Origin of the sequence: Citrobacter sp. Cpo015 (genome assembly GCF_030333035.1) — a bacterium.
In the GTDB taxonomy this organism is placed as follows: domain Bacteria; phylum Pseudomonadota; class Gammaproteobacteria; order Enterobacterales; family Enterobacteriaceae; genus Citrobacter; species Citrobacter portucalensis.
The window spans coordinates 276,421-288,179 of the sequence record NZ_JAOWGS010000024.1; the positions used below are offsets into that span (position 1 = coordinate 276,421).

Annotated in this window: 8 protein-coding genes; 4 read left to right on the forward strand and 4 right to left on the reverse strand. The window is 53.5% G+C overall.

The window, feature by feature from the left end:
* Window positions 1–4 precede the first annotated feature (4 nt).
* On the forward strand, window positions 5–460 hold the full coding sequence (locus tag OGY67_RS08885) for an HIT family protein (RefSeq protein WP_008785817.1): 456 nt from the start codon (window positions 5–7) through the stop codon (window positions 458–460).
* 103 nt (window positions 461–563) lie between these two features.
* On the opposite strand, the gene OGY67_RS08890 is transcribed toward OGY67_RS08885, so the two are convergent.
* Window positions 564–2,735 carry a YgiQ family radical SAM protein gene (locus OGY67_RS08890; RefSeq protein WP_003024532.1) on the reverse strand — a complete coding sequence of 724 codons (2,172 nt, stop codon included), beginning with the start codon at window positions 2,733–2,735 and terminating at the stop codon, window positions 564–566.
* Window positions 2,736–2,934: 199 nt separating this feature from the next.
* On the opposite strand from OGY67_RS08890, the gene OGY67_RS08895 reads away from it, so the two are divergent.
* Window positions 2,935–4,410: a TrkH family potassium uptake protein gene (locus tag OGY67_RS08895; protein ID WP_071445540.1), complete on the forward strand. Its 1,476-nt coding sequence runs from the start codon at window positions 2,935–2,937 to the stop codon at window positions 4,408–4,410.
* Window positions 4,411–4,426: 16 nt separating this feature from the next.
* Here OGY67_RS08895 and ftsP read toward each other — a convergent pair whose 3' ends face one another.
* The 3 genes from ftsP to parC form a co-directional block, all read right to left on the reverse strand.
* Window positions 4,427–5,839 (reverse strand): cell division protein FtsP, encoded by a 1,413-nt coding sequence (gene ftsP / locus OGY67_RS08900; RefSeq protein ID WP_008785819.1) that lies wholly within the window; start codon window positions 5,837–5,839, stop codon window positions 4,427–4,429.
* A 71-nt stretch (window positions 5,840–5,910) separates the two neighbouring features.
* A complete protein-coding gene (gene plsC, locus OGY67_RS08905) occupies window positions 5,911–6,648 on the reverse strand; it encodes a 1-acylglycerol-3-phosphate O-acyltransferase (protein ID WP_003024540.1) in 738 nt (245 codons plus the stop codon).
* Between the two features lie 195 nt (window positions 6,649–6,843).
* Window positions 6,844–9,102 carry a DNA topoisomerase IV subunit A gene (gene parC / locus OGY67_RS08910; protein ID WP_123267912.1) on the reverse strand — a complete coding sequence of 753 codons (2,259 nt, stop codon included), beginning with the start codon at window positions 9,100–9,102 and terminating at the stop codon, window positions 6,844–6,846.
* Window positions 9,103–9,379: 277 nt separating this feature from the next.
* Here parC and tssD point away from each other — a divergent pair, with 277 nt between their 5' ends.
* Window positions 9,380–11,365: a type VI secretion system tube protein TssD gene (tssD, locus tag OGY67_RS08915; protein WP_286573875.1), complete on the forward strand. Its 1,986-nt coding sequence runs from the start codon at window positions 9,380–9,382 to the stop codon at window positions 11,363–11,365.
* Window positions 11,362–11,759 (forward strand): DUF2931 family protein (locus OGY67_RS08920; protein WP_213786721.1); only part of this gene is annotated, 398 nt, incomplete at its 3' end. The genes tssD and OGY67_RS08920, both read left to right, overlap by 4 nt.

Consider the following 11,759-nt stretch of genomic DNA (forward strand, 5'->3'; position numbering starts at 1 on the left):
AGGAATGACCTGTATTTTCTGTCAAATAGTTGAAGGTAAAGCACCCTGCCATAAGGTCTGGGAAGACGAGCATCATCTGGCTTTTCTGTCGATTTTCCCGAACACCGACGGTTTTACCGTGGTGATCCCGAAAAAGCATTATCCCAGCTATGCCTTCGATATGCCGCCGCAGGCACTGGCTGATCTGATGCTGGCGACCCAAAAAGTGGCTAAGAAACTGGATAAGGCTTTCCCGGATGTCAGTCGTACGGGGATGTTCTTCGAAGGTTTCGGCGTAGACCATGTGCACAGCAAATTAAGCCCCATGCATGGCACTGGCGATCTAACCCACTGGAAACCGATTGAAGCGCGGCAGAACAAATTTTTCGAGCAGTATGAAGGATATCTTTCTTCACACGATCATGAACGGGCGGATGATGCAAAACTGGCCGCATTAGCGGCCAGAATTCGTGAAGCATAAATACTGAGTCTCTCTGCCGGATGGCGGTTCAAGCACCTTATCCGGCCTACAAAATCGTGCTATTCGTAGACCTGATAAGCGTTTCACCACCGGGCAAGGCAGATTAGCGCCCTGCCACTTTCCCGCGTTTTTTGTTTGCGGCTGGCGTCTGGCGCTGATGCGCCACCGGTGTGTGCTTGGTCAATGCCGGGCGAGTATGACGGTTCTGGCGACGCGCTTCTCGCATCTCTTCCAGCGTAGGCGCCGGGACCAGACATTCGCGACGACCGCCGATCAGATGCTTTTTACCCATATCTTCCAGCGCCTGGCGGATTAACGGCCAGTTTGCTGGATCGTGGTAACGCAGCAGGGCTTTATGCAAACGACGCTGCTTATCACCTTTCGGCACCACCACATCTTCACTCTTATAACCAATTTTACCCAGCGGGTTTTTCCCGGTGTAATACATGGTTGTGGAGTTCGCCAACGGTGATGGATAGAAGTTCTGCACCTGATCCAGACGGAAACGACGTTGCTTCAACCACAACGCCAGATTCACCATATCTTCATCACGCGTACCCGGGTGCGCGGAAATAAAGTACGGGATCAGGTACTGCTCTTTACCCGCTTGTTTAGAGTAGGTATCGAACAATTCCTTAAAGCGATCGTAGCTGCCCATCCCCGGCTTCATCATCTTCGACAGCGGGCCTTCTTCGGTATGCTCTGGCGCAATCTTCAGATAGCCGCCAACGTGGTGTGTCGCCAGTTCTTTGATATAGCGCGGGTCTTCAACCGCGATGTCATAACGCACGCCCGAAGCGATGAGGATCTTTTTAATGCCTTTCAAATCACGCGCACGACGATAAAGGTTAATCGTCGGTTCGTGGTTGGTGTCCATATGCGGACAGATATCCGGGTAGACGCATGACAGACGACGGCAGGTCTGCTCCGCGCGCGGTGACTTACAGCGCAGCATATACATGTTCGCCGTTGGGCCGCCGAGGTCGGAAATCACGCCGGTAAAACCTGGAACGGTGTCGCGAATGGCTTCGATTTCATTGATGATCGAGTCTTCAGAGCGGCTCTGGATGATGCGACCTTCGTGCTCGGTGATCGAACAGAACGAACAGCCGCCAAAGCAGCCACGCATAATGTTGATCGAGAAACGGATCATCTCATAGGCCGGAATGCGGCTGTCGCCATACGCCGGATGCGGCACGCGTTTGTACGGCAGCGCAAAGACGCTATCCATCTCTTCGGTAGAGAGCGGAATGGCTGGCGGGTTGATCCAGATGTAGCGATCGCCGTGCTTTTGCATCAGCGCACGCGCACAGCCTGGGTTGGTTTCGTGGTGCAGGATACGCGACGCATGCGCATACAGCACTTTATCGCCCTTCACTTTTTCGAAGGACGGCAGCAGCACGTAGGTTTTTTCCCACGGTTTCGGGCGCGGCGGCTGTACGGTTACCGCTTTCGCTTCCTGCTTTTTCGGTGCGACCGGCTTGTTGTCAGCACACGGTAGATCTTCACCATACGGATGCGGGATCGGGTCAATCTTACCCGGCGTGTCGAGGCGCGTGGAATCCACCCCACTCCAGCCCGGCAGCGCTTCTTTAACCATAATCGCAGTGTTACGCACGTCGCGGATCTGATCGATGGTTTCGCCCATCGCCAGACGATGCGCCACTTCCACCAGCGGACGTTCGCCGTTGCCGAACATCAGCATGTCGGCTTTGGAATCCACCAGAACAGAGCGACGAACGGTATCGGACCAGTAGTCATAGTGCGCGGTACGGCGCAGGCTGGCCTCAATACCGCCGAGAATAACCGGCACATCTTTCCATGCTTCTTTACAGCGCTGGGTATAGACCAGCGTGGCGCGGTCCGGACGTTTGCCCGCAACGTTGTCCGGTGTGTAGGCATCGTCATGGCGCAGTCGGCGATCGGCGGTGTAACGGTTGATCATCGAGTCCATGTTGCCTGCGGTCACACCAAAGAACAGGTTCGGTTTACCCAAACGCATAAAATCGTCTTTGTTGTTCCACTCCGGCTGGGCGATAATCCCTACGCGAAAGCCTTGTGCTTCCAGCATACGTCCGCAAATTGCCATGCCAAAGCTGGGATGATCGACGTATGCATCGCCGGTAACCAGAATGATGTCGCAGCTATCCCAGCCAAGTTGGTCCATTTCGTCGCGTGACATCGGCAAAAACGGTGCCGGGCCAAAACAGGCAGCCCAGTACTGCGGCCAGGAGAAAAGGTCTCTGTCCGGCTGGATCAGGGATATTGCGCTCATAATGCTTCCAAAAATGGTAAAAAAATAATCAAAGGCCGAGGATTATACGCTGTATGTCGGCAAGAAATGAAGTGGAGTCTGAACCAGACCAGTAGAAAGTTATATAAATTGTTAAATTTTACGACGATCATTTTTATCAATCATAATTAAGACCATGCCGGCCAGCTGAGATAACTCTTTTTCGGCGGGGGATTTTTCATTGCGACTCAACGATTCACTGCATATTTCCCAGTTACGGGTTGTTGTTCACCTGTGCGGATTTCTGGTTCTTCTCTACAGCTTTTCTATGCTGCCACCGATGCTCATCGCTTTGTTAAACAAAGAGCGGAGCTTGTTCGCCTTTTTCAGCACGTTTATGACTTTCTTCACCCTCGGCGGCGGGGCGTGGTTGGCAACCAAACATGCGGGGATTCAACTGCGCACCCGGGATGGTTTCGTCATTATCGTCCTGTTCTGGCTGTTGTTTTCGCTTATCAGCGCGATGCCGATGTGGATGGACGATGGCTTAAACCTCTCTTTTGCAGATGCCCTGTTTGAAGGAGTTTCTGGGATTACCACTACAGGTGCAACGGTGATTGATGACGTCAGCGCCTTGCCGAAGTCGTATCTGTACTATCGGGCTCAGCTCAATTTTATTGGCGGTCTGGGTGTTATCGTCCTCGCCGTGGCGGTATTGCCGCTGCTGGGTATTGGTGGCATGAAGCTGTATCAGTCTGAAATGCCGGGCCCTTTTAAAGAAGAACGCCTCACGCCAAGACTTGCTGATACTGCACGCACGCTGTGGATGACCTATGTCATTCTGGGTCTTATTTGTACTCTGGCCTACTGGGCTGCCGGGATGTCGTTTTTCGACGCCTTATGCCACGGGCTGTCGACGGTCTCTCTCGGCGGATTTTCTACTCGCAGCGAGAGCATCGGCTTTTATAACAGCCATGCCATTGAGCTTGTCGCCGGGATATTTTCACTGCTGTCTGCGTTTAACTTCACCCTCTGGTACGTTGCTATCGTGAAACGTACCTTCAAACCCTTTCGTCGTAATGCCGAATTGCGTTTCTTTTTGCTTATTGCGTTGGTGGTCACTCTGATCGCCACCTGGCAAGTTTGGCGGGCAGGCATGTACGGATTAACGGACAGCCTGGTGCATGCTTTTTTTCTGGCCAGTTCGATGCTGACAGATAATGGCCTGTCGACGGCGGATTACGCGCAGTGGCCTTCGCACACGATCTTCATGCTGCTCAGCGCCAGTTTCTTCGGCGGTTGTGTGGGTTCGACCTGCGGGGGGATTAAGGTGCTACGCTTTTTGATTATGTTCAAGCAGTGCCGTCAGGAGTTACACCAGCTCGCGCATCCCCGTGCCCTGCTTAACATCAAAGTGGGCAATAGCGTGGTAAGCGACCGGGTGGTGCGTTCGGTATGGAGCTTTTTCTTTCTCTACGTTTTGTTCACCAGCTTTTTTATCTGGGCGCTCAATCTGATGGGCTACGATCTCTTCTCCTCTTTCGCCACCGTTGCAGCCTGCATCAACAATATGGGGCTAGGATTTGGCGTCACCGCCACGACATTTGGCACCTTAAACGAGGAAGCAAAGCTACTGATGTGCGCGGCCATGATCATGGGGCGTCTGGAGATTTACCCCATTCTGATCCTGTTCTCGCGCATGTTCTGGCGGGCGTAACGAATACCCCGGCGCATTACGGCGCCGGGTTCACCAACATCTGTCCGATTGAGCCACGATCCGCCATTTCCAGCGTCTGGCTATTAAAGTAGAACGGGAAATGGGCCCAGGAAGGCTGTCCGTAATAAACCAGTAATTCAACCTGGCCATCAACCCAGACAGTATCTTTCCAGCCTCTGTCTTCCGGGAACGGCATCGCGCCATTCACATTACGGATCAGGAACGAAACACCTTCAATATGGAAGGACTGGGGCATATCCGCCCGCACCGTCCAGCGTTCCCAGGAGCCCTGCTGGGCAGTAATATCCATACGATTGACGTCCCACAGCTGACCGTTGATGCCAGGATCGTCGTCCAGGCTGATATCACGGCTGCGAATCGGCGAACCGCTGAGGATTTCCGTTGGCAGCAGGCGCATTGGCAGGCTGTCAGTCACCAGCGGCAGAAGACCTGTCGGGCGCAACGTCAATACCAGCGTGGAGATGAGAATACTGGAGGGCTCAAAGAACCCGCGGATCCTGTCGACAATACTGGCCGCCTCACCACAGGTGATAGAGACCTCATTACCGTTAGTCATATCCACCAGGATCTCACGACGCTCGCCCGGTGCCAGCGAGAGCTGCTTCACCGAAACAGGCGCAGGTAAAAAACCCTGATCGCCGGAAATCACATGCAGCGCACGGCCATCGCTCATTTGCAGCTGGTAACGACGCGAGTTTGAAGCATTCAGCAAACGCAAGCGCACCCAGCCGCGGGAGACTTCGACATACGGGCTTTGCGCCCCATTGACCAGCAGCGTATCACCGACAAAGCCACCGCTGCCGGGCTCGCTGTATTCCGGCGTGCCAAAGTTGTCCAGCCGCTTGTCCTGGATAATGACCGGAAAATCATCCACGCCATAGTGGTTGGGAATAGACAGTGATTTACTCACTTCATCTTCAACCAGCCACATCCCGGCAAGACCGTTGTAGACCTGCTGAGCAGTACGATTTGGCGTATTAGCGTGATACCACAACGTGGCGGCATTCTGGCGAATCGGTAGCACCGGCGCCCAGTCAGCATTCGGGGACATCATGCGCGCCGGGCCGCCCATCAGCGGGCCTGGTACCTGCAACCCAGCGACGGTCATCGAGACATTTTCAGTCAGACGGTTGCTGTAGATAAGCTTGACGTCATCCCCTTTCCAGACACGGATTGTCGGTCCCAGATAGCGGCCGTTAATTCCCCATACAGGTGCGCGCGTGCCTTGCGTAAAGGACCAGTGCGCACGTTGCAGCGTCATAAATAGCGGCTGCCCCCGGCGGGATTCCAGCAGCGGAGGCACGGGTAACGGTTGTTGCTGACCGGCAGCATTAGCCTTCAGCGGAACAGCACCTGCACACAGTGCGATCCCCGATGCCTGAATGAACTGACGCCGACTGAATGACATATAAACTCCATAAAAAACTGGCTATTAACACGCAGGAAGTCATTTCCTGTAAAAAACCCGAATTGCGCGGATTAAACCTTACCGGCGGCTTCCCGCTCAGCAACTTCTTTATCGAGTTCTGCGATTTTTTGTTCCATCAGCGTGCGGCAATGCGCTGCCAGTTCACGAACCTGATCTTTCCCAAAGTGGCTAATATCCACCGGTGGCAACATCTCGACAATTGCCAGACCATTATTGAGTCGATTGAGTTTTATCTTGTTCGAGGTTGTGGAAACGCACACCGGAATGACCGGGACACCAGCAGCAATCGCTGCATGGAACGCGCCGGTTTTAAACGGCAGCAGACCGCGACCGCGGCTACGCGTCCCTTCAGGGAACATCCAGATAGAAATGCGGCGTTTTTTGAAATGATTCACCACGGCAGCAATGGTGCTGTGCGCTTTAGCGCGGTTGTTTCTGTCAATCAACAGGTTACCGGTTAACCAGTACAGCTGCCCGAAGAAAGGGATCCACAGCAGGCTTTTTTTACCTACCGTCACCGTCGGCGGCTGAACGATATTCGCAGCGGTAACCATGTCATAGTTGTTCTGATGGTTACAAATATAGATAGCATTACCATAGTTCTGCGCGTCTGCCGGCATGCGGCACTCGACCTTCAGGCCATAAAGGGGAGCCAGGCGGCCAAACATATGGCCGAACGTTGCAACGTGTTTTGGATTTCGTGGGCTGAACAGACAGTATATGCAACCGAAAATACAGACCAGAACGCAGTAAATAACAGTAATAATTAAACGAAAAATATATAGCATAACAACCTCTAAGGCCTAAGAGCCTGGCATTTTACGTCACCTGATTCATCACGCGGTATCAGGTTAGGGCTTTGTTAAGGGCGGCTCTCTGGAAAAGCGTATTGTTAATCGCAACGCACGAATAAACAACGGTTTCACGGGAATTTTTAACGTTGGCTCTCCCTGGGCTTTAACAGGGAGAGCCGGACGGTAGCGTTATTCTTCGCTGTCGCCGTGACTGGCGCGTCGAGGCGAGTCAATCTCAATGCTGTCGATACGCTGCAGACCACGCATTAGCGTGCCGCGACGGCCGCGCTCACCGGTCACTTTCTGCAACTCTTCAGGACGTAGTTTGATTTTGCGCTTACCGACGTGGATGGTCAGCGTGCTCTGCGGCGGCAGCACGTAAAGTTGCGCCAGACCATCCTCGCCTTTCGCCGCTTCCGCTGAAGGGATATTAATGATCTTGTTCCCTTTGCCTTTCGACAGCTGCGGTAAATCGCTCACCGGGAACATCAACATGCGACCAGCCTGAGTAATAGCCAGTAGCATATCGGTTTCATCTTCAATCACCACCGGCTTCATCACGCGCGCATTTTCTGGCAGCGTAATCAATGCCTTACCAGCACGGTTACGTGCGACCAGGTCATTGAAGGTACAGACAAAACCGTAGCCCGCATCGGAGGCCATCAGCAGTTTTTGATCGTCGCCTTCCATCAGCATGTGCTCAACCGTCGCGCCTGGCGGCAGCGTGAGTTTCCCGGTCAGCGGTTCACCCTGACCGCGCGCCGACGGCAGCGTAATCGGGTCGATGGCATAGCTGCGTCCGGTCGAGTCAACGAACACCACCGGCTGGTTGCTCTTACCCTTCACTGCCGACTTAAAGCTGTCGCCCGCTTTATAGCTTAATCCCGGTGCATCGATGTCGTGGCCTTTCGCGCTACGCACCCAGCCACTCTGGGACAACACAATGGTCACCGGCTCAGATGGCAGCATGTCGTGCTCGCTCATCGCCTTCGCTTCTTCGCGTTCCTGCAACGGAGAACGACGATCATCGCCATAGGCGTCTGCATCGGCCTGCAGCTCTTTCTTCAGCAGGTTACTCATTTTACGTTCGGAAGCCAGAATGGCCTGCAACTGATCGCGCTCTTTCGCCAGCTCATCCTGCTCACCGCGGATTTTCATCTCTTCGAGTTTGGCAAGATGGCGCAATTTCAGCTCAAGGATGGCTTCAGCCTGGGTTTCAGAAATGCCAAACCGCGACATCAGCTCAGGCTTAGGTTCATCTTCATGACGAATAATTTCGATGACTTCGTCAATGTTGAGGAACGCCACCAGCAAACCTTCAAGGATGTGCAGGCGCTTGAGCACTTTTTCCAGACGATAATTCAGGCGGCGACGTACGGTATCGCGGCGGAACGCCAGCCATTCGGTGAGGATCTCCAGCAGGTTTTTCACCGCCGGACGACCATCAAGACCGATCATGTTCAGGTTGATACGGTAGCTTTTTTCGAGATCGGTAGTGGCAAACAGGTGGTTCATCACCTGCTCCATATCCACACGATTAGAGCGCGGGACAATCACCAGACGGGTCGGGTTTTCGTGATCCGATTCGTCGCGCAGGTCGTCTACCATCGGCAGCTTTTTATTGCGCATTTGAGCAGCGATCTGCTCCAGCACTTTTGCCCCGGAAACCTGATGCGGCAGCGCGGAAATCACCACCGCGCCGTCTTCTTTCGTCCATACCGCACGCATACGTACGGAGCCGCGTCCGTTCTCGTAAATTTTACGAATTTCCGCGCGCGAAGTAATAATCTCCGCTTCGGTCGGGTAATCCGGCCCTTGCACGATATCCAGCAACTGATCCAGCGTCGTTTTTGGCTGCTCAATCAGAGTAATCGCTGCTTTTGCCACTTCACGCAGGTTATGTGGCGGAATGTCCGTTGCCATACCAACGGCAATACCGGTCGTGCCGTTCAGCAGAATATTTGGCAGACGCGCAGGCAGCATCTTCGGCTCCTGCATGGTGCCGTCGAAGTTTGGCACCCAGTCCGACGTTCCCTGACCGAGTTCGCCCAGCAGGACTTCCGCATATTTAGACAGACGGGATTCGGTATAACGCATCGCCGCGAAGGATTTCGGATCGTCCGGTGCCCCCCAGTTCCCCTGCCCGTCAACCAGCGGGTAACGGTAAGAGAACGGCTGCGCCATCAGCACCATCGCTTCATAGCAGGCACTGTCGCCGTGCGGATGGTATTTACCCAGCACGTCACCGACGGTACGGGCGGATTTTTTAAATTTGGCGCTGGCATTCAGCCCCAGTTCGGACATCGCGTATACGATGCGACGCTGAACGGGTTTCAAACCATCGCCAATAAACGGCAACGCCCTGTCCATGATGACGTACATGGAATAGTTCAGATAGGCGTTTTCCGTGAATTCATGCAGCGCCAGGCGCTCTGCCATATCGCTCATTAATCGTGGTTCCTCAACTTTGTACCCCTCTATTGAAGGGCAATATTGCCGCAGATACTACCCTATCTGACGTGTTGAGTCACAAAGAAAAGGGCCGCGAATGCGGCAGTATCGCCATCACAGGCAGAGAGAAGGCAGGCTATTTTTTCTATTAGCGCTTCCTTTTACGATTAAATAATAAACTAAATTTGCGACTTAATTTGATTGATGGCAGGTTATTTTATCCGTTTTATCATTACGCTTCTTCCTGAGTAAAAACCTCCTTAAAGGAAAATAAATGAGCAGCCTTATTTATTTAACGCTTGAGGGTGATATTCAGGGACCGATTTCTGCAGGCTGTAACTCGCAGGCCTCAGTGGGCAATCGCTATCAGTCAGCGCATGAAGATAGTATCTTTGTCTTCAGCCTGACGCAGGCGCAAAGCAGCATACAAGGCGGCGTTAAGCACCTCGGCCTGCGCTTTTGCAAACTCCTGGATAAAAGCTCTCCGTTATTCTGCAATGCTATTAATAATAATGAACGTCTTAAAATGACGTTTGATATATACCGCATCAATCGATACGGTCGCATGGAAAAATATTACTTAATCGAACTTCGTGGTGCGACGGTGCAGGCTATTCACCAGGAGTCCAAGATGAACGATATGGATTATGAATATATATCGATAAATTACGATTATATTCTGTGTCGCCATCTGATCGCCTGCACCGAGTTTGATTACCTGCTGACACCGGACAATTACGATCGGCTTTTCCCGGTGGTGCAAAAGAGCATTTTGCCCGCAGAGCAGCCGGTGCGTAAGGTGACGCTGGTACTGGGGATATTCTTCGACGGTACCGGCAATAACGCCGTGAATACCCGCAACATGCTTGAGGCGCTCACCGCGCAGCATTTTGATATTGAGAGTCCAGATGCCCAAAGCATTCTTGCCAGAAATGCACAGGAGAAGATGGGGATCAGCGGGGTAGGAGCGACCAGCTATCTGGGGTATTACACGAATATTCACTGGTTGAATGAGTTATATAAACAAAAATTTCCGCCAGAGAGTCGTTACGTACAAAGTGCAGTCTATGTCGAGGGCATTGGCACCCGGGCGGGTGAACCCGATAACCCGATAGGTCTGGGACTGGGCACCGCAGAAACCGGGATTATTGCCAAAACCGATGATGCGGTGGCGCAACTGGCGACAGCCATTGATGCCGCGCTTGCTTTACTGAAAGGGGCGTTTATCGTCGACACACTGCTGTTTGATATCTTCGGCTTCAGCCGCGGCGCAGCCGCAGCCCGCCACTTCGCTAACCGTGTCCAGGCAGAAGACCAGGCCATTATCAACGCCATTAATACAGGAATGATGGAGTATGAATATCGTGGTGCTCCCGCAGGCAACACCCGTTTTCTCGGCATCATGGACACCGTGGCGGCTGTCGGTACGGTAACCAACGGACTCGACCCACACAGCGCCGACACCGGCAACGTTACCCTCCGGCTGCGTCCGGGCGTGGCGCAAAAGGTGTTTCATCTTACCGCCCAGAACGAGTGCCGCTACAACTTCGCCCTTAACAGCGTGGCCCCCGCCTGGCCAGAGCTGGCACTCCCCGGCGTGCACTCCGATATCGGCGGCGGCTATATGCCGCAACTACGCGAAGACCTCTTTCTCACCCGTCCGCAGGTGGAAACCCTGCCGCAGAACCAGCCCGGGGCGCAGTCTCACATATACGCGCAGACGATGGCGCAGTTGCGTGTGCTCGAACATTCACCGGCTATCATGCCCATTATACGCACCCATGAGATCACCCCGGAGGTCTGGGAGGACCCGCGGGCACCTACTGACCGTTACACCCAGCCACAAAAACGCACCTTTACCGCCCTGACGTTGCGCCAGCGGACGGTCTTTTCCGACTGGTCGAAGGTGGCGTTGCGGGTGATGGTCGATGCGGCGGTTGAGGCTGGGGCGTTATTGGCTGACGTCGATAAAATTCAAAGACACGCCCTGCCGGATGCGCTAAAGCCGTTGTGCGAACAAGCCCGGGAAATGGGAAAAGCGGCCCGTCAGCACAGAAGCACCGCTGGCTTTACACCAGAAGAGGTGGATCGGATTGCCGGCCGCTATATCCACTGCTCAGCCCACTGGAACGCAGTGGATCTCAAACAGAGCGGGGAGTTACAGGGTGGAGCATCAGCCTCGGAAACCGTCAGCTTTGTCAACCGACCGGACGCTAACTGGATCAGAACCATTTACAACATGGATGGAAATAAACGATGAAAATATCTTATGCCCTGGCGCTTGCGCTGTTACTGGCCGCTGCAGGCTGCAGCCCACATCAGTCGCCCCCTTTACAGTCAAAACAGGCCGCCAGCGGCGACTGGACCCTACCTTATGGTAAGTGGATCTTCGCTTTTATCACCCCCAGAGAATTACCCTCAATGGTCAACCATGCAAGAGTTATCGATACCGATGGTTATCTGTATACGTTTAATACGCTTGACCAGGCTTCCCCTGACCCAGATTCCGTCAAAGAATGGGCTGAAAATGCTCATGGTTTTGGCGACCAGTTCAACAAAGTCAAAAAACCCCCTCAGTACATTGTCTTCTGCTGGGATTCCTATATTGACCAGCAGACCTATGAAACCAGCGCCGTCTTCGGCCCCGAAACCTG

What these genes read in the sequence shown, in the direction of transcription:
- tssD (WP_286573875.1), top strand. Translation starts at nt 9,380, where the DNA reads ATGAGCAGCCTTATTTATTTAACGCTTGAGGGTGATATTCAGGGACCG.
- plsC (WP_003024540.1), bottom strand. Translation starts at nt 6,648, where the DNA reads ATGCTATATATTTTTCGTTTAATTATTACTGTTATTTACTGCGTTCTG.
- ftsP (WP_008785819.1), bottom strand. Translation starts at nt 5,839, where the DNA reads ATGTCATTCAGTCGGCGTCAGTTCATTCAGGCATCGGGGATCGCACTG.
- OGY67_RS08890 (WP_003024532.1), bottom strand. Translation starts at nt 2,735, where the DNA reads ATGAGCGCAATATCCCTGATCCAGCCGGACAGAGACCTTTTCTCCTGG.
- OGY67_RS08885 (WP_008785817.1), top strand. Translation starts at nt 5, where the DNA reads ATGACCTGTATTTTCTGTCAAATAGTTGAAGGTAAAGCACCCTGCCAT.
- parC (WP_123267912.1), bottom strand. Translation starts at nt 9,102, where the DNA reads ATGAGCGATATGGCAGAGCGCCTGGCGCTGCATGAATTCACGGAAAAC.